16 protein-coding genes are annotated in these 17,112 nt (G+C 67.5%); 2 read left to right on the top strand and 14 right to left on the bottom strand.

All coding sequences use genetic code 11. The features are described 5' to 3' along the window. Positions 1 to 9 precede the first annotated feature (9 nt). The gene (locus ACT6UX_RS15350) at positions 10 to 1,437 is read left to right on the top strand and encodes a M20 family metallopeptidase (protein WP_444776024.1); all 1,428 of its coding nucleotides are present in this window, start codon (positions 10 to 12) and stop codon (positions 1,435 to 1,437) included. Positions 1,438 to 1,766: 329 nt separating this feature from the next. Here the strand turns inward: ACT6UX_RS15350 and ACT6UX_RS15355 are convergent, their stop codons facing one another. Then, positions 1,767 to 3,575, bottom strand: coding sequence for an ABC-F family ATP-binding cassette domain-containing protein (locus tag ACT6UX_RS15355; RefSeq protein WP_444776025.1), 1,809 nt, complete (start codon positions 3,573 to 3,575; stop codon positions 1,767 to 1,769). A gap of 135 nt (positions 3,576 to 3,710) precedes the next feature. Between ACT6UX_RS15355 and ACT6UX_RS15360 the strand changes: the two genes are divergently transcribed. Further along, positions 3,711 to 4,046, top strand: a complete 336-nt coding sequence (locus ACT6UX_RS15360) for a DUF1491 family protein (protein WP_444776026.1) — start codon at positions 3,711 to 3,713, stop codon at positions 4,044 to 4,046. A gap of 82 nt (positions 4,047 to 4,128) precedes the next feature. Here the strand turns inward: ACT6UX_RS15360 and ACT6UX_RS15365 are convergent, their stop codons facing one another. The 13 genes from ACT6UX_RS15365 to ACT6UX_RS15425 all read right to left on the bottom strand — a co-directional run bounded on the left by ACT6UX_RS15365 (position 4,129) and on the right by ACT6UX_RS15425 (position 17,084). Next, the gene (locus ACT6UX_RS15365; RefSeq protein ID WP_444776027.1) at positions 4,129 to 5,013 is read right to left on the bottom strand and encodes a peptidoglycan DD-metalloendopeptidase family protein; all 885 of its coding nucleotides are present in this window, start codon (positions 5,011 to 5,013) and stop codon (positions 4,129 to 4,131) included. Between the two features lie 148 nt (positions 5,014 to 5,161). Next, on the bottom strand, positions 5,162 to 5,809 hold the full coding sequence (locus ACT6UX_RS15370; RefSeq protein ID WP_444776028.1) for a protein-L-isoaspartate(D-aspartate) O-methyltransferase: 648 nt from the start codon (positions 5,807 to 5,809) through the stop codon (positions 5,162 to 5,164). A 9-nt stretch (positions 5,810 to 5,818) separates the two neighbouring features. Beyond that, the gene (gene surE / locus ACT6UX_RS15375) at positions 5,819 to 6,616 is read right to left on the bottom strand and encodes a 5'/3'-nucleotidase SurE (RefSeq protein WP_444776029.1); all 798 of its coding nucleotides are present in this window, start codon (positions 6,614 to 6,616) and stop codon (positions 5,819 to 5,821) included. Beyond that, positions 6,613 to 7,929, bottom strand: coding sequence for a serine--tRNA ligase (gene serS / locus ACT6UX_RS15380; RefSeq protein ID WP_444776030.1), 1,317 nt, complete (start codon positions 7,927 to 7,929; stop codon positions 6,613 to 6,615). Before serS ends, surE begins: the two co-directional genes overlap by 4 nt. Before the next feature lie 2 nt (positions 7,930 to 7,931). Further along, on the bottom strand, positions 7,932 to 8,747 hold the full coding sequence (gene tatC / locus ACT6UX_RS15385; RefSeq protein WP_444776031.1) for a twin-arginine translocase subunit TatC: 816 nt from the start codon (positions 8,745 to 8,747) through the stop codon (positions 7,932 to 7,934). A 71-nt stretch (positions 8,748 to 8,818) separates the two neighbouring features. Then, the gene (gene tatB, locus ACT6UX_RS15390; RefSeq protein ID WP_444776032.1) at positions 8,819 to 9,340 is read right to left on the bottom strand and encodes a Sec-independent protein translocase protein TatB; all 522 of its coding nucleotides are present in this window, start codon (positions 9,338 to 9,340) and stop codon (positions 8,819 to 8,821) included. 28 nt (positions 9,341 to 9,368) lie between these two features. Further along, a complete protein-coding gene (locus ACT6UX_RS15395; protein WP_444776033.1) occupies positions 9,369 to 9,641 on the bottom strand; it encodes a twin-arginine translocase TatA/TatE family subunit in 273 nt (90 codons plus the stop codon). A gap of 110 nt (positions 9,642 to 9,751) precedes the next feature. Further along, on the bottom strand, positions 9,752 to 10,861 hold the full coding sequence (scpB, locus tag ACT6UX_RS15400; RefSeq protein ID WP_444776034.1) for an SMC-Scp complex subunit ScpB: 1,110 nt from the start codon (positions 10,859 to 10,861) through the stop codon (positions 9,752 to 9,754). A gap of 11 nt (positions 10,862 to 10,872) precedes the next feature. Next, positions 10,873 to 11,751, bottom strand: a complete 879-nt coding sequence (locus ACT6UX_RS15405) for a segregation and condensation protein A (protein WP_444776035.1) — start codon at positions 11,749 to 11,751, stop codon at positions 10,873 to 10,875. 54 nt (positions 11,752 to 11,805) lie between these two features. Further along, entirely contained in the window at positions 11,806 to 12,837 is a 1,032-nt protein-coding gene (gene nagZ / locus ACT6UX_RS15410) for a beta-N-acetylhexosaminidase (RefSeq protein ID WP_444776036.1), read from the bottom strand. Between the two features lie 198 nt (positions 12,838 to 13,035). Next, positions 13,036 to 13,803, bottom strand: a complete 768-nt coding sequence (locus tag ACT6UX_RS15415) for an SPOR domain-containing protein (protein ID WP_444776037.1) — start codon at positions 13,801 to 13,803, stop codon at positions 13,036 to 13,038. A 147-nt stretch (positions 13,804 to 13,950) separates the two neighbouring features. Then, positions 13,951 to 15,693, bottom strand: a complete 1,743-nt coding sequence (gene argS, locus ACT6UX_RS15420; protein WP_444776038.1) for an arginine--tRNA ligase — start codon at positions 15,691 to 15,693, stop codon at positions 13,951 to 13,953. 215 nt (positions 15,694 to 15,908) lie between these two features. Further along, a complete protein-coding gene (locus tag ACT6UX_RS15425) occupies positions 15,909 to 17,084 on the bottom strand; it encodes a deoxyguanosinetriphosphate triphosphohydrolase (RefSeq protein ID WP_444776062.1) in 1,176 nt (391 codons plus the stop codon). Positions 17,085 to 17,112 lie beyond the last annotated feature (28 nt).

Raw genomic sequence — 17,112 nt, forward strand, 5'->3', positions numbered from 1 at the left:
CTCCCGCCCATGAACCCCGACCAGCTCAAGACCTTCATCGGCAGCTTCTGGGACGAGCAGATCCTGCCGTCGCTCACCGAGTACATCCGCATCCCCAACAAGTCGCCGTCCTTCGATCCGAAGTGGGAGGAGAACGGTTACATGGAGCAGGCGGTCACCCTGATGACCGACTGGGCGCGGCCGCATGTGGCGGCCTTCGCGGGCGCGACGATGGAGGTGGTGCGGTTGCCGGGGCGCACGCCGCTGATCTTCATCGAGATCCCGGGCGACGCCGACGACGACACCGTCCTGCTCTACGGCCATCTCGACAAGCAGCCGGAGATGAAGGGCTGGGCCGAGGGCATGGGGCCGTGGATCCCGGTGCGCAAGGACGACAAGCTCTACGGCCGCGGCGGCGCCGACGACGGCTATGCGATCTATGCCTGCTTCGCGGCGCTGTTGGCTCTCAAGGAGCAGAAGGTGCCGCGCGCCCGCTGCGTCATCATGATCGAGGGTTGCGAGGAGTCCGGCAGCTACGACCTGCCCTTCTACGTCGACCACCTGCTCGACCGGATCGGCGATCCGTCGCTGGTCGTCTGCCTCGATTCCGGCTGCGGCGACTGGGACCGGATGTGGCTCACCACGTCGTTGCGCGGCATCGCGGCCGGCACGCTGAAGGTGACCGTGCTGAACGAGGGCGTGCACTCGGGCGACGCGTCGGGGATCGTGCCCTCCTCCTTCCGCATCACGCGCGCGCTGCTCACGCGCCTTGAGGACGAGGCGACCGGCGAGATGAAACTGCCGGAGCTGTTCGTGCAGATCCCGCCGCAGCGCATCGCGCAGGCCTCGGAGGCCGCGCGCGTGCTGGGCGAGGAGGTCTATCGCAAGTTCCCGTTCGCCGGCACGACCAAGCCGATGGTCGAGGATCTCGGCCAGATGGTGCTGAACCGCACCTGGCGGCCGCAGCTCGCGACGGTCGGCATGGCGGGCTATCCCGAGCCGGTCGATGCCGGCAACGTGCTGCTGCCCTACACCGAGGCCAAGATCAGCGTGCGCACGCCGCCGACGCTCGACGCCAAGGAGGCCGTGAAGGCCATGAAGAAGGCGCTGGAGTCCGATCCGCCCTACGGCGCCACCGTCGAGTTCGACGCCGGCGAAGGTGGCCAGAGCGGCTGGCACGCGCCGCCGCTGGCGCCGTGGCTGGAAACGGCGGTGAACGACGCCTCGCAGGAAGCGTTCGGCGAGCCGGTCGCCTACATGGGCGAAGGCGGCACGATCCCGTTCATGGGCATGCTGGGCGACAAATTCCCCAAGACGCAGTTCGTGATCACCGGCGTGCTGGGCCCCCACTCGAATGCGCATGGCCCCAACGAGTTCCTGCACATCCCGACGGGCAAGAAGGTGACGGTCGCGACCGCGCTGATGATCGCGGCGCACTACGCGAGGAAGCAAAAGTAACACTCCGTCGCCTAAGGGCGGGGGTTACCCCGCCCGAAGCGGAGCGAAGCGCAGTCGAGAGGCCTTCTCTCTGCCAATTGCCGTCAAATTGTGGAGAGGAGGTCTCTCCACTCCGCGCTACGCGCTCCGGTCGAGACGACGGGAGCCAAAGTCCTTCCAGACGCAAAGGAATCACCCCCACCAACCTCATGCTGAGGAGCGCTCCGCAGGAGCGCGTCTCGAAGCATGGGCACGAGCACCACGTTTGTTGCCCATCCTTCGAGACGCACGCCTTCGGCGTGCTCCTCAGGATGAGGGCGGGGTGTGGATGAACTTGAAGCGGAAAGCCCTTAGCCGCTCAGTTCCTCGCGCAGCATCTCGAGCTCCAGCCATTCCGTCTCGGCGGCTTCGATCTCGGCCTGCGCGGTGCCGATGCGGGTGGTCTTGGCCTGGAAGGACTTGGGATCGCGGCGGTAGAGGTCGGGGTCGGCCAGCGCCTGTTGCAACGTGGCGATCTCGGCCTGCAGGGCTTCGATCTTCTTGGGCAGCTCGACCAGGGCGCGTTCGCGCTTGTAGCCGAGGCGGGCCTTGCCCTGACCGCTGTCCTTGGCCGCCGCAGGCTTCGCCTTGGCGCGCGACGGCGTGACGCCCGTGGGCTCCACCCTCGGGCCGCGCTGGGCCACGTAGTCGCTGTAGCCGCCGGCATATTCGGTCGCCGTGCCGTCGCCTTCGAGCACGATCGTCGACGTCACGAGCCGGTCGAGGAAGTCGCGGTCGTGGCTCACCAGCAGGACGGTGCCGTCGTAATCGTCGAGCGCCTCCTGCAGCAGGTCGAGCGTGTCGGCGTCGAGATCGTTGGTCGGTTCGTCGAGCACGATCATGTTCGACGGCGCGGCCAGCGCCTTGGCGAGCAGCAGGCGGTTGCGCTCGCCGCCCGAGAGGGTGCGCACCGGCTGGCGCGCCTGCTCGTCGCGGAACAGGTACTCGCGCAGGTAGGTCATCACGTGCGTGAGGTGACCGCGCACCAGCACATGGTCGTTGCGGTCGGCCAGCGTCTCCCACGGCGTCTTGTCGGGATCGAGGCCGATGCGGCGCTGGTCGATCACCACCGGCATCAGGTTGGCGCCGAGCTTCACCGTGCCGCTGTCGGGCTCCAGCTCGCCCATCAGCATCTTGAGCAGCGTCGTCTTGCCCGCACCGTTCGGCCCGATCAGGCCGATGCGGTTCTTGCGGAAGATGCGGGTCGAGAAATCCTCGACGATGGGCTTGTCGCCCCAGCGCTTGGTGATGTTGCGCGCCGTGACGACCAGCGCCCCCGAGGCCTCGGCGCTGCCGGCCTCGATGGTGGCGCGGCCGACGGGGCCGATCTGCTGGCTGCGCTGCTGGCGAAGGGCGTTGAGCGCGCGCAGGCGGCCCTCGTTGCGCGTGCGGCGGGCGCGGATCGACTTGCCGGCCCACTCGGTCTCGCGCTCGATCAGCCGGTCGAGCTTGTGCCGCTCCGTCGCCTCGCGCTCGATGATGTCGTTCGACCAGGATTCGAACTCGCCATAGCCCTTGTCGAGGCGGCGCACGATGCCACGGTCGAGCCACAGCACGGCGCGCGACAGATTGGTGAGGAAACGCCGGTCATGGCTCACCAGCACATAGGCGCCGCGCCACTTCGAGAGCTTCTCTTCCAGCCATTCGATGGTCGGCAGGTCGAGATGGTTGGTCGGCTCGTCGAGCAGCATGACGTCGGGCTCGCCGATCAGCACGCGCGCCAGCGCCGCACGGCGCGCCTCGCCGCCCGACAGGGTGGTCGGATCGCGCCCGCTGTCGAGCTTCATGTCCTCGAGGATGGCGGCGACGCGATAATCGTCCGGCCCCAGCGAATCGGTGAGAGCGGAGGCGACATAGTCGGCGACCGTGGCGTGGCCGGAGAAATCCGGCTCCTGCGGCAGGGTGGCGACGGTCGCGCCGGGCTGGGCGAAGCGCTCACCGGAATCGGCGATCGGCGCGCCGGCCAGGATGCGCAGCAGGGTCGACTTGCCGGCGCCATTGCGGCCGACCAGCGACAGGCGTTCGCCCGGCGCGATGCCGAGATCGACGCCGGCCAGGATGGTCTGGTCGCCGAGATGGAAGCGGATGTCGCTCAGCGCGAGGAGAGGAGGATCGGCCATGGAGCGCGCTGTATTGGCCGAACCCGTCCGCCTCGGCAAGGGCGAAGCCCGCGTTGGGGCAAGGGCGAAGCCCGGGTTGGGGCAAGCGCGAAGCCTGCGTTTGACGGGCCGGGCGGCGCCCGCCATGAAGGCCGCATGGTAATGGGGCTCACGACAGGACTTTGGGTCAGCGCGCAGATACGCCTGTGCGACCGCGCGTTCATTCCGGCAGCCGTCGTGCGACGAGGCGATCCCGATGTCGGAACGGTGCTGCTGAAGATCAACCGCTTCGAGGCCGGCGTGACCGTGTTCACCCAGACCAGCACGCTCGGCGACGAGCCGGCGTGGAGCCGCGGCACGGGCCCAGCGCCCGTCACCGAGGCGGAGGCCGACGCCTACATCGCCCGCCAGGTCGCCCGCGATCCCGACCTCTGGGTCCTCGAAATCGAGGACCGCAAGGGCGAGTACAAGATGATCGGCAAGATCGTATAGGCCGAGCGAAGCTCGGCCCGTGAGCGTCAGGACATTGGGCAGCAATGTCCGGGAGCGACGTAAGGACGAATGACCTTTCCCGTCACTGCGGGCCGAGGACCGTCCTCGGGTCGATGGTCTTGCCGGAGCGGCGGACCTCGAAATGGAGCTGAGGCTCGGCCGTTCCGCCGGAATTGCCGACCTTGGCGATGGTCTGGCCCTTCTTGACCACGTCGCCCTTCTTCACGAGCAGCTCTTCGTTGTTGCCGTAGGCCGTGATGTAGCCGCCGGCATGGTCGATCAGCAGCAGGTTACCCATGCGGGCGACCTCGCCTCCGGCATAGACGACCTTGCCGCCCTCGGCCGCCTTCACCGGCGTGCCCTTGGCGGCGGCGATGTCGATGCCGTCGTTCTTCTGGCCGCCCGAGGTGCCATAGCCCGAGACGACCTTGCCGTGGACCGGCCAGATCATCCGCGCTACGGGCGGCGTGGCCGGCACGGTAACCGAAGTCTTGCTGAGCGGCGTCGGCTCGCCCGCGGGCGCGGCGGAGCGCGGCGCCTCGCCCTGCGAAGAGCCCGGCGGCGGCGCCAGACCTTCGCGCTTCACCGAGGAGGGTGCATTGGGATTGGCAGCGGCGGTCTGCTGGCTGGCCGGCTCCCCGTAGCTGTCCTGCACGAACCGGGCGCCCGGCATGGCGAGCGTCTGCCCAGGCTTGATCGTATAAGGCGCCTTGAGGTTGTTGCGATCGATGATGGTCTGCGACGGCACGCCGTAGCGACGCGACAGGCCGTCGACCGTGTCCTTGTCCCGAACGACATAGACCGGAACGGCATTCGGACCGGCAGCGGATCCGGGATATTCCATGGTGCCTTCACGGGCACCCATGACGGTATTGCAGGCGCCGAGCGCGACCGACAGCACCGCCATTGTACCCAGCGTGTGCATGCGGCCGGCCCATCGCGAGGGGAAGCGAGGGGCGTTCTTCATGTGTGAAGTGTACCGCATTAGCACGCTCCGCCAAAGCGGAGCCTCCGGCGGCACCGAGCGTTGCAGGGCGCGTAGCGACCGAAGCGCGGAGGGCCGCACGGCGCAGAATGGATAAGAACCGTCACCGGGGCCTTGACCCGATCGCTGCTTATCCGGACCCCAATACCGGCAATGGCCCTGCGACCAGCGGGACGAAGCGCACCGGCATCAGCGTGTCGCGTTGCAGGCCGCTCTCGTTCTTGACGATGCGCTCGACGACCTGGGAGGTGGGATCGCGGCCCACCGGCACGATCAGGATGCCGCCGACGGCGAGCTGGTCGATCAGCGCCTGCGGGCGCTCTTCTGCCGCGGCGGTGACGATGATGCGGTCGAACGGCGCCTGCCCCGGCCATCCCTTGCTGCCGTCGTTGATGTCGACCACGACGTTGTAGATGCCGAGGTCGAGCAGCAATCGCTCGGCGGCCTTGGAGAGCGGTTTGAAGCGCTCGACCGAGTAGACGCGGCGCGCGAGCTTGGCCAGCACGGCGGCCTGGTAACCGGAGCCGGTGCCGATCTCCAGCACCTTCATGCGCGGACCGACCCGCAGCGCTTCGGTCATGGCGGCGACCACCAGCGGCTGGCTGATCGTCTGGCCGAACGCGATGGGCAGCGCCGTATTCTCCCAGGCACGCTCGGCGAAGGTCTGCGTCACGAAGCGCTCGCGGTCGACCGAGGCGATCGCGCCCAGCACGTTTTCGTCCGTGATGCCCGAGTTGCGCAGTTCGGCGATCAGCCGCTGCATGGCGGGGACGTTCACGTCGCCCCCTCAGCCGAGTTCGACGGGCGCCGCCTCGAACTCCGCGACGAGCTTCCGGCGCATGCTCTCGTGCGTCAGGTCGAGGTGCAGCGGGGTCACCGAGATGTGGCCCGAGCGGACGGCGGCGATGTCGCTGGCCGCGTCGATCTCGCTCTCCTGCGGGGCGTAGCCGATCCAGTAGTAGGTGCCGCCGCGCGGATCCTTGCGCTCGACGATATGGCCGCCGAAGCCGCGCGTGCCGGTGTGCGTGACCCGCACGCCCCGAACCGAACCCGCGACCACATCGGGGAAATTGACATTGACTAGCACGTTGCGCGGCCAGTCGAGCGCCAGCACCCGGCGCGCCACGGCGGCGCCGTGGGCCGTCGCGGTGCCCCACTTCACCGGATGGTCGTGCATGTAGGCCTGGCTGAAGGCGATCGAGGGGATGCCGAGCAGGCAACCTTCCATGGCGCCCGCGATGGTGCCGGAATAGGTCACGTCGTCGGCGATGTTGGTGCCGCGGTTGACGCCCGACAGGACGAGGTCGGGCTTGCGGTCCTTCATCAGGTGCTTGACGGCGAACAGTACGCAGTCGGTCGGCGTGCCGTCGACCGCGACCTTGCCCTCGCTCACCTCGCGCGCGCGGATCGGCCGCGACAGCGACAGCGAATGGCCGGCGCCGCTCTGGTTGACCTCGGGCGCCACGATCCAGACGTCGCTCGAAAGCTGGGTCGCGATCTCGACCAGCGCCTCGAGCCCGGGCGCGTGGATACCGTCGTCGTTGGTGACGAGGATGCGTGCCTTGGCGAGGTTGGCGACCTTCATTTCTGCGCCGGCGCAGACGCCGCAGGGGGCGCGGGAATGAGCTCGAGGCCGCCCATGTAGGAGCGCAGCGCCTCCGGTACCGTCACCGAACCGTCCTCGTTCTGGTAATTCTCCAGCACGGCAACCAGGGTGCGGCCGACCGCCAGCGCCGAGCCGTTGAGGGTATTGAGGAAGCGCGTCGCGCCTCCCTTGCCCTTGGGCCCTTCCTTCGGCCGGTAGCGCGCATTCATGCGGCGGGCCTGGAAGTCGCCCATGTTCGAGCAGCTCGAAATCTCGCGATAGGCGTTCTGGCCGGGCAACCAGACCTCGATGTCGTAGGTCTTGCGCGATCCGAAGCCCATGTCGCCGCCGCACAGCACGACCGTGCGATAGGCGAGGCCGAGCCGCTTCAGCACTTCCTCGGCGCAGCCCGTCATCCGCTCGTGCTCGTCGACCGACTGTTCCGGCGTCGTGATGCTGACCAGCTCGACCTTGGGGAACTGGTGCTGGCGGATCATGCCGCGCGTGTCCTTGCCGGCCGACCCCGCCTCGGAGCGGAAGCAGGGCGTGAAGGCCGTGAAACGCAGCGGCAACTCCTTCTCCTCCAGCACCATGTCGTTCACCAGGTTGGTGAGCGAGACCTCGGCGGTGGGGATCAGCCAGAAGCCGTTGTCGGTGTGGAACATGTCCTCGGCGAACTTCGGCAGCTGGCCGACGCCGTAGACGGCGGTATCCTTCACGAGCAGCGGCGGATTGACCTCGGTGTAGCCGCCCTCGACCGTGTGCAGGTCGAGCATGAACTGCGCCAGCGCCCGTTCCAGCCGCGCGAGATGCGATTTCAGGAACACGAAGCGCGAGCCGGAGATCTTCACGGCGGCGGCGAAGTCCATTTCGCCGGTCGCCTCGCCCAGCGCCACATGATCCTTCGGCGGGAAGCCGAAATTACGCTGGTTGCCGACACGGCGAATCTCGACGTTGGCGGTCTCGTCGGCGCCCTCGGGCACCTCGTCGAACGGCAGGTTCGGGATCACCTCGAGGCGGATGCGCAGCTCCTCGTCGAGGCGACTCGCCTCGCGCTCGCCGTCCTTCAGGCTCTGCTCGAGGTTGGCAACCTCGGCCATCAGCGCGTCGGCGTTCTCGCCCTTGCGCTTGGCCATGCCGATCTGCTGGCTGAGCGCCTTGCGCTTCGCCTGGATGGCTTCGCTGTCGGAGATGGCGGCGCGGCGGCGCCGGTCGATCTCCAGGATCTCGGCCGAAAGCGGCGCGAGACCGCGTTTCTTCAGGCCGGCGTCGAACGCCTCGGGGCTCTCCCGGATGAATCTTATGTCGTGCATGTCTAGCTACCGGTCGCCTGGTCGGACTTTTCGGCTTCCTCGGCCTTCTTCTCGGCCTCCTCGGCGGCCTTCTCTTCAGCCGCCCGCTTCCGCTCGATCACGCCACCGATCAGGATACTGATCTCGTAGAAGGCCATCAGCGGGATCGCGAGCGCGATCTGGCTCACCACGTCGGGCGGCGCGAGCACGGCGGCAATCACGAAGGCCACGACGACGGCATAGCGGCGCTTGGACTTCAGCCCCTCGGTGGTGGCGATGCCGACCTGGATCAGCAGGGTCAGCAGGACCGGAACCTCGAAGGCGAAGCCGAAGGCGAAGACGAGCTGCAGGATGCGTTCGAGATAGTCGGACGATCTCAGCGTCTTCTCGATGTCGGGCGGCGCGTACTGCGTCAGCATGAAGTTGATCACGTACGGCAGCACGACATAGTACATGAGCGCGCAGCCGGCATAGAACATGAACGGCGTGGCGACGAGGAACGGCACGAAGGCGCGCCTCTCGTGACGATACAGTCCCGGCGCGACGAACAGCCAGATCTGCACCGCGATCAGCGGGAAGCCCACGATCAGCGCCACGAAGGCCGACAGCTTCACCGTGACGAAGAAGAACTCGAAGATATCGAGGACGATGACCTTGTAGCCGTCGGCCAGCGCCGGCTGGATCAGGAACGAGAAGATCGGCTTGGCGAAATAGAACGTGACGAAGAAGACGGCGAAGAAGCAGATCAGCGCATAGATCAGTCGCTTCCGCAGCTCGATCAGGTGATCGAGAAGCGGCATCGGCTTGTCGTCTTCGGGTCCGTCGTATGCCTGGGTCACGGATTACTTCGCAGCGTTGGGAGCCGCGTTATGCCGCCCTTTGGGGCGCAATTCAAAGCGCAAGTTGGCGCTCAGCCGGCCGCGACGGCCTTGGCCGGCTTCTCATCGGCTGAAACAACCGGCGCCGGAGCTTCGGGTACGGCCGATTCGGCAGCGACCGGCACCATCGCCGGCATTGCTTCGGTGGCCGCGACGGGCGTTGCCGGGGCGCTTTCGAGCGCAGGCTGGGCTTCGGCCGCGATCTGCGGGGCCGATTCGGGTTCCACGAGGGGATTGTCGAGCTGGGCCTTGGCCTCGGCCATCGCCTTCTCGCCTTCGGCCATGCCTTCCTGGAGGGCGCTCTTGATCTCCCGCGTCGGGTCGAGTGCCTGCAGGTCGAGGCCGGGCGTCGCGGTCAGCTGCTTCTTCACGTCGTCGAGGTCGGCCTGGCGCACCATCTCATCGACATGGCCGCGGAATTCCGAGGCCATGCCGCGCATCTGCGCCATCCACTTGCCCCAGCTGCGCAGCAGGCCGGGCAGTTCCTTGGGGCCGATGACGACGAGCGCCACGACCGCAATGACCATCAACTCAGGACTATCGATACCGAACATGGCCGTTCAGGCCCTCACAAGGCCGCTCTTAGACCTTAGCGGCGCTGTCCTGGTGGTGGACCGTTCCGCTCGGAGGGGTCGTCGTCGCCTGCGCCGAGATCGGCTTGGCGCTGTCGCCCGGCTGCGTACCCGGCTGAGCCTGCGGCGGTGTCTCCTCCTGGCTGCCCCCGACGCCCTTCTTGAAGGCCGAGAGGCCCTTGCCGAAGTCGCCCATGAGCTGCGAGACCTTGCCGCGACCGCCGAACAGCAGCAGCACGACGGCCAGCACGATTAGCCAGTGCCAGATGCTGAAGCTTCCCATTTCACAATGCTCCCAAGATCGATTGCAATCGGCGTGTCGAATTACGTGTGCTGATTATGGCACCCGTCACGAAGCCCCGGCAACCTGTCGAATAAGGTGGTTCTGAGGCGTCAGCGCCCGGGTTCCGCGGGGCTTTCCTCGACGGCGAGAGGCTCGTCGGCCTCGTCCTCCGTCGGCTCGAGCGGCAGATCGGGCTCGTCTGGTCTGAATATGGGGGGCTGCGAGCGGGCATCCAAGAGCCCGGCGGCCTTCAATTCCTCATGGCCCGGCAAATCGTCCAGGTTCGGCAGGCCGAAATGCTCGAGGAAGAAGTCCGTGGTGCCCCAGGTCACCGGCTTGCCGGGCGCCCGACGGCGACCCATCGGCTTGATCCAGTTCTGTTCGAACAGCAGGTCGAGCGTGCCCTTGCTGAGGCCGACGCCGCGAACCTGCTCGATCTCGGCGCGCGTCACCGGCTGGTGGTAGGCGATGATGGCCAGCGTCTCGACCGAGGCCCGCGACAGTTTGCGCGTCACCGGCTTCTCGATCTTGAGCTTCTCGGAGAGATCGGGCGCCGTACGGAAGGCATAGCCACCCGCCACCTGCACGAGGTTCACGCCGCGGGCGGCATACAGCTCCGCGAGATCGGCCAGCAGACGCTTCACATCGGCATCGTTGGGAAGCCTCTCCACCAGCTCCTTCTCGCCGAGCGCCTGGGTGCCGGCGAAAATCAACGCCTCGAGCAGCCGCAGATGCTGGGCATGATCGGGCGACACGACGTCGGTCACCTCGCCGGCCGGGGCGGCAGCCGCCGCCGCCGTGGACAGTGCCGCCACCGCGACGGCCTCAGCGGCCACGGTCTCGACCAGGACATTCTCGACGGGCGCGTCCGGTGACGAATTCTCTTCTACGGCAGAATCCTTTGCCGGCTTTTCGGCGCCGCCGTCATCCTCGCCCTGCTCTTTGTCGTCGGAATCGTCTTCGTCTTCGTCTTCGTCCTCATCGTCCGAGTCGTCGTCATCCGACTCGTCATCATCTTCGTCGTCGTCCGAATCGTCGTCGTCGTCGTCGTCCGAATCATCATCATCCTCGGAGTCGTCCGCGTCGCCGTCCTCGACGTCGTCATCCTCTTTCTTTTCGTCGTCCTTGCCGGCCTCATCCGTCGCGGCGGCCTCTTCGGGGGCGAGCGCGCGCTCGTCGGCGTCCTCGACCTGGGGGGTGGTGTTCTCGGTGTCTGACATGTCGGGGACCGTCACTGCTGGTCAGTACGTTTGCGCAAATGGATGGGACCGAAGCGCTCGGTCTGGCGCAGCTCGATCTGGCCGTCCTTGGCGAGCTGGAGGCCGGCCACGAAGGTCGCGGCGATCGCCGAGCGGCGACGCGCGGGATCGGTCAGGCCGGCCGGCAGGAAGGCTTCGAGCGACTGCCAGTCGATGGCGATACCCAGCATGCGGCCGAGGCGCTCCGCCGCTTCCTCGACCGAGAAGAACTCCATCGGCTTGATCTGGTAGGTGTCGGCGTCCTTCGGCCTGACCTGCGAGCCGTAGGCGCTCAGCAGGTCGTAGAGCTTCACGTCCCACACGGCGCGGCGCACGACGACGATGCCCTCGGGCTGGCCGCGCGAGAAGATGTCCCGGCCGAGCTGCGGGCGTGCCATGAGGCGCGCGCCCGCCTCCTGCATCGCCTCGAGGCGGCGCAGCTGCCATTGCAGCGCGTCCGCCATTTCCTGGCCCGACGGTTCCTCTCCCGCCGGTGGCGCGGGCAGCAGCAGGCGCGACTTCAGGTAGGCGAGCCATGCCGCCATCACGAGATAATCGGCCGCCAGCTCCAGCCGCATGCGGCGCGCCTGGTGGATGTGGGCGAGATACTGGTCGACGAGGGCGACCATCGAGATCTTGCGCAGGTCGACCTTCTGGTCGCGTGCGAGGTTCAGCAGGAGGTCGAGCGGGCCTTCGAAGCCCTCGAGATTGACGATCAGCTCGCCCTCGCCGGGCGCGATGACGTCGGGTCCGGTCGCGGCGAACGCGTCGCCCGGCGGCGCCGCGGGCGCGGCAGCCGTCGCTTCAACGGGCGCTGCTGCGCCGTCGGCGGCGGACGCCTCCTCGGGGGGCGGGCTGGCGGGTTCGGTCATGCTGTCCCGGTTTAGTGAGCGGACGCGCGTGCCGCCACAGGATTTGGCCGCGCCTTATCCCCATTCCGGGAGGAGTTCGGCGACCCGACGGGCCGCGTCGGCGAGCCCGCGGGCGCCTGCGGGGTCCCGATGGCGGGCGAGAAAACTGCGGCCGTCCTGGAAACGTCGATGGGCGCGCTCCGTCATCTGACCGGTGTGGCCCGCGATCTCGACCATTTCGGCCATCCGGCCGTTGCAGTGCAGGGCGATGTCGCAGCCGGCAGCAAGAGCCCGGGCCGCCCGTTCGCCGAGCGACCCGCCCAGCGCCTGCATCGAAAGATCGTCCGACAGCAGCAGCCCGTCGAACCCGATATGGGCCCGGATCACGCTCTGCACGGAGCCGGCAGAAACGGTGATGCAGTCCTTGGGGTCGATCGCCTCGAACAGGAGATGACCGGTCATGGCCCAGGGCAGGTCCGAGAGCAGCTTGAAGGGCACGAAATCCGTCCGCTCCAGCTCGGCGCGCGAGGCCGTGACCCTGGGTAGCGCCTCGTGGCTGTCGACCGTGGCCCGGCCATGCCCGGGAATGTGCTTGATGACCGGCAGCACGCCCTCGGCCATCAACCCTTCGGCCGCGGCCCGGCCCAGCGCTGCGACCGGTTCGGGCCGGTCGGCATAGGCGCGGTCGCCGATCACGGCGTGGGTCTCGGGAAAGGCGATGTCGAGAACGGGCAGGCAGTCGACGTCGCAACCGATCCCGGCCACGTCCGCTGCCAGCAGCCGGGAATTGAGTCTCGTCGCCTCGAGTCCGGCATCGGGGTCGCGGGCATAAAGATCGCCCAGCAGCCGGGCGGGCGGCGCCTTGCGCCACAGCGGCGGCCGCAGCCGGGCCACCCGTCCGCCTTCCTGATCGATCAGAACCGGCGCCTCGCCGCGCGCCACGCAGGAGCGCAGGTCGTCGACCAGGCGGCGGGTGCTTTCGACCGTGCCGATGTTTCGGGCGAACAGGATGAAGCCCAGCGGATCGGCGTCGCGGAAGAAGGCCCGCTCCTCCGCCGACAGTTCGGTCCCGGCGCAGCCCAGGATCAGAGCGCGCGGGAGGCTCATCGGCAAATCCTCTTTCTGGGCGAAGCAGAATTACTTTCCTCCCCATTCAAATGGGGAGGTGGCGGCGAAGCCGACGGAGGGGTCAGAGAGTGGCCGATCTTTGCTCGGCCCTTGACCCCATCGCCCCGTCTGACGGGGAACTTCCCCATCTGAATGGGGAAGGGATTGATTGCGAATTCCGTCGTCTCAATCCACATCCTAGCGGGCGGGCGGGACCGAGACGCAGTCGGCCTTGCGGGCCTTCAGCGAGGCGCAGACGGAATGAGCCTGCTTCTCGTCGAGCGGGCCCGCCTGCACGCGGTACCAGACGCCGCGATCGCCGAGATCCACGCGGACGGCCTGCATGCGCAGGCTCGACAGCTGCTCGCCGTGCGCGCTCTGCAGCCGCGCCCAGGTCGACTTGGCAACGTCTTCGTTCTTCACGGAGGCGACCTGGATACGCCAGCCGCCCGTAGGACCGGACATGTTCTCGATCAGGCTGGCGATGCTGGGACCGCTCTCGGTCGTGGTCGGCGTATTGGTCGCCGGCTGCATGTTCGGCGGATTGGCGGGCACCTTCGGTTCGGTGACGGCCGGCGCCGCCGCGGTAGAGGCTGGCTGCAGCGGCGTCGGCGTCCTCGTCGCCGCCTCTGTCTCCTTCGGCGCGGCCGGCAGCGGCAGCCCATTGGGCGGCAGCTTGGGCGTCACGGCGACGGGCAGCAGCTTCTCGGGTTGCGTCGGCACAGTACCCGGCGAGATGCGGTTGAAGACTTCCTTGTCCTGATTGGGCGGCACGAGGCCGCCGGCATTCTCCGGCTTGACGCGTGACGGCGTGGTCGGCGCCTGCACGACCAGCGGTTCCAGTCCGCGGCCGCCTGCCTTGACGTCCTGGTTGTGCGCCCACCAGACCACCGATCCGAAGCTCGCGACGGCCGCGACCGACACCATCACCGTGAGGATCTGGCCGCGGCGACGGTTGACCCGCATGAGCAGCGAGTCCCGCGGCGGCGGGGGTATCGAATCGGGTTCATGCGCGACGGGCCGAGGCGGAGGATCGAGCCGCACAGCTACCGACTCGTTGGGCCGGTAGATTGTTGGTCCGTCGCCGGAGGGGGACCGGCGAACATGCATTTGTTATCTCATTTCATCGACGGGTGTGACGCCGAAGACCTTTAGACCTGATCCTATCACAAATCCGATTCCCTGTACCAATGCCAGTCGCGCCCGGGTGAGATCGGAGTCGCCTTCGATCACGAAACGCAGGCCCGGCTCCTCCCGTCCCCGGTTCCAGTGGGAGTGGAAGGCGGCTGCCAGGTCATAGAGATAGAAAGCGATGCGATGGGGCTCGTGCGCCACCGCCGCCGCTTCGACCTGGCGAGGCCACTGGGCGATCATGCGGATCAGCGCGAGCTCGCCCGTGTCGGAGAGGCGGTCAAGCGGCGCGCCGGCGAGACCGTCGACCGCAATGCCCGCGGCCGTGGCCTGGCGCATCACGGAGCGCGTCCGCGCATGGCCATACTGGACATACCAGACCGGGTTGTCGCGTGACTGTTCGGTGGCCTTCACGAGGTCGAAGTCGAACGGCGCGTCGTTCTTGCGCGTGAGCATGGTGAAGCGCACGACGTCGGGGCCGACCTCGTCGAGCAGGTCGCGCAGGGTGACGAAAGTGCCGGCGCGCTTGGACATACGCACCAGCTCGCCGTTGCGCATGACGCGCACCAGCTGGCAGAGCTTCACGTCGAGCTCGCCCTGCTTGCCGGTGATGGCGCTCACCGCCGCCTTCATGCGCTTGACGTAGCCACCATGGTCGGCACCCCACACGTCGATCATGTCGGCGAAGCCGCGGCGGTACTTGTCGTGGTGATAGGCGATGTCGTTGGCGAAGTAGGTCCAGCTCCCGTCCGACTTCCTGAGCGGACGGTCGACCTCGTCGCCGAACTGGGTGGCCCGGAAGAGCGTCTGCTCACGATCCTCCCAATCGTCCGGAAGCTGACCCTTGGGCGGCTCCAGCCGCCCCTGGTAGATGAGGCCCTGCTTCGTCAGCTCCTCGAACGCGCGGTCGACGGCACCGCTCTCGACCAGGGCGCGCTCCGACGAAAAGACGTCGATATGGACGCCCAGCGTCTCGAGGTCGGTCTTGATCTCCGTCATCAGCGTGGCGATGGCGAAGGCGCGCATCTCCGGCAGCCAGTCGGATTCCGGCTTGCCGATCCAGCGCGCGCCGTCGCGCCTGGCAATCGCGGCACCCACTTCCTTCAGATATTCGCCGGGGTAGAGTCCCTCGGGGATCGAGTCGATCGTCTCGCCGAGCGCCTCGCGGTAGCGCAGATAGGTCGACTGGCCGAGCTTGTCGACCTGCGCGCCCGCGTCGTTGATGTAGTATTCCTTGGTGACGTCGAAGCCCGCCTTGTGCAGCAGGTTGGCCAGCGCGTCGCCGACGATCGCGCCGCGTGCGTGGGCCACATGCAGCGGGCCGGTCGGGTTGGCCGAGACATACTCGACATTCACCTTGGCGCCCTCGCCCATCGTCGAATCGCCATAGGCGACCCCGGCCTTCAGGCAGTCAGCGAGACGCCCGCGCCAGAACCCGTCGGCGATCTTGAGGTTGAGGAAGCCCGGCCCCGCCACCGCGCCGTCGACCACGTCGGGATTGGCCTTGAGGCGCGCCAGCAGCGGCTCGGCGATGTCGCGCGGCTTCTTGCCTGCCGCCTTGGACAGGACCATCGCGGCGTTGGTCGCGATGTCGCCGTGCGCGGCATCGCGCGGCGGCTCGGCCGTGATGGCGGAAAAATCGAGCTTTTCGGGCAGTTCGCCCGCGGCCTGCAGGGACTGGAGGGCCGCGACGATCTCGCCGATGAAATGACGGTAGGGATTCATGGGGCGGGTATTGCCGAATCCGCGCCTTTTGTCATCCGGGAGGGGGCTCTCAACAAACCATCCGTCGTTTCGACCGGAGCGCCGAAGGCGCGGAGTGGAGAAACCTCTTTTCCGCCAATAGCCGCCTCGGGGACGAAAAAAGGTCTGTCCACTACGCCTCGCTGCGCGAGGCTCCCGTCGAGACGACGGAAACTAATTGGTACGCGCTACAGGCCTTACGAATACAGGTCGAAAAGCCGCCGGTGCTCGTCGAGGGCGAAGCGGTCGGTCATGCCGGCGATGTAGTCGGCGACCACGCGGGCGCGGGCGTGGGTGCCGGCCTGCTCGGCCTTCTCGCGCCACGGCGAGGGCAGACAGTTGGGCTCCGCAAAAAGGAGCTCGAACAGGTCGACCACAACGCGGCGGGCCTTGGAATGCGACCGGTTGAGCTTCCAGTGCTCGTACATGCGCGTGTAGAGGAAGCGCTTCACGGTCTTCTCGGTCTCGGCCATCGCCTCGGAAAAAGCCACGACGGGGCGGCCGTGAGCGCGGATGTCGGCCACCGACTTCGGCGCAGCTTCTGCGAGCCGGCGCCTCGTCTCGGCCACGACATCCTCGACCATGGCGTTGATCACCCGGCGCACCGCCTCGTGGATCAGACGGGTCTGGTCGATGCCGGGATACTTGGTACTCACCAGCGAGAACATCTCGCCGACCAGCGGCAGGTCGAGCAGGTCGGCGACCTCGAACAGACCGGCCCGCAGCCCGTCGTCGATGTCGTGGTTGTTGTAGGCGATGTCGTCGCTCAGCGCCGCGACCTGCGCTTCCGGCCCGGCATGGCCATCGAGCTCGAGATCGTGGTCCTTGCAATAGTCGACGATGGCGGCGGGCAATTCGGTTAGCGCCCGGCCCGGCCTCAACAGCGGGCCGTTGTGCTTGACTGCTCCCTCCAGGGTTTCCCAGGTCAGGTTCAGCCCGTTGAACTCGGCATAGCGGTCCTCGAGCTTGGTGAGGATGCGCAAGGTCTGGGCGTTGTGGTCGAAGCCGGCATAGGGGGCCATGACGCCGTGCAGCGCCTCCTCACCGGCATGGCCGAACGGCGTGTGCCCGAGATCGTGGGCCAGCGCCACGGCCTCGCCGAGATCCTCGTCGAGGCGCAGCACGCGGCAGATCGTGCGCGTGATCTGGGCGACTTCGAGCGAATGGGTGAGGCGTGTGCGGTAATGGTCGCCCTCGTGGAACACGAAGACCTGGGTCTTGTGCTTCAGCCGCCGGAACGCCGTCGAATGGATGATGCGGTCGCGGTCGCGCTGGAACGGGCTTCGGCTCGGCGACTCGGCCTCGCGATGATACCGCCCCTTGCTCTGCCACGGCAGCGTCGCATAGGGCGCCAGCGCCTCGTGTCGCCACATCTCCTCGGCCAAACGCGGTCCTCCTGCA

Origin of the sequence: Reyranella sp., from assembly GCF_052439685.1 — a bacterium.
GTDB lineage: Bacteria > Pseudomonadota > Alphaproteobacteria > Reyranellales > Reyranellaceae > Reyranella.

Bases quoted from the DNA above. Each gene is read 5' to 3' on its own strand.
- ACT6UX_RS15350 (WP_444776024.1), top strand. From the start codon at position 10: ATGAACCCCGACCAGCTCAAGACCTTCATCGGCAGCTTCTGGGACGAG.
- ACT6UX_RS15355 (WP_444776025.1), bottom strand. From the start codon at position 3,575: ATGGCCGATCCTCCTCTCCTCGCGCTGAGCGACATCCGCTTCCATCTC.
- ACT6UX_RS15360 (WP_444776026.1), top strand. From the start codon at position 3,711: ATGGTAATGGGGCTCACGACAGGACTTTGGGTCAGCGCGCAGATACGC.
- ACT6UX_RS15365 (WP_444776027.1), bottom strand. From the start codon at position 5,013: ATGAAGAACGCCCCTCGCTTCCCCTCGCGATGGGCCGGCCGCATGCAC.
- surE (WP_444776029.1), bottom strand. From the start codon at position 6,616: ATGAAGGTCGCCAACCTCGCCAAGGCACGCATCCTCGTCACCAACGAC.
- serS (WP_444776030.1), bottom strand. From the start codon at position 7,929: ATGCACGACATAAGATTCATCCGGGAGAGCCCCGAGGCGTTCGACGCC.
- tatB (WP_444776032.1), bottom strand. From the start codon at position 9,340: ATGTTCGGTATCGATAGTCCTGAGTTGATGGTCATTGCGGTCGTGGCG.
- ACT6UX_RS15395 (WP_444776033.1), bottom strand. From the start codon at position 9,641: ATGGGAAGCTTCAGCATCTGGCACTGGCTAATCGTGCTGGCCGTCGTG.
- scpB (WP_444776034.1), bottom strand. From the start codon at position 10,861: ATGTCAGACACCGAGAACACCACCCCCCAGGTCGAGGACGCCGACGAG.
- ACT6UX_RS15405 (WP_444776035.1), bottom strand. From the start codon at position 11,751: ATGACCGAACCCGCCAGCCCGCCCCCCGAGGAGGCGTCCGCCGCCGAC.
- nagZ (WP_444776036.1), bottom strand. From the start codon at position 12,837: ATGAGCCTCCCGCGCGCTCTGATCCTGGGCTGCGCCGGGACCGAACTG.
- ACT6UX_RS15415 (WP_444776037.1), bottom strand. From the start codon at position 13,803: ATGCGGGTCAACCGTCGCCGCGGCCAGATCCTCACGGTGATGGTGTCG.
- argS (WP_444776038.1), bottom strand. From the start codon at position 15,693: ATGAATCCCTACCGTCATTTCATCGGCGAGATCGTCGCGGCCCTCCAG.
- ACT6UX_RS15425 (WP_444776062.1), bottom strand. From the start codon at position 17,084: ATGTGGCGACACGAGGCGCTGGCGCCCTATGCGACGCTGCCGTGGCAG.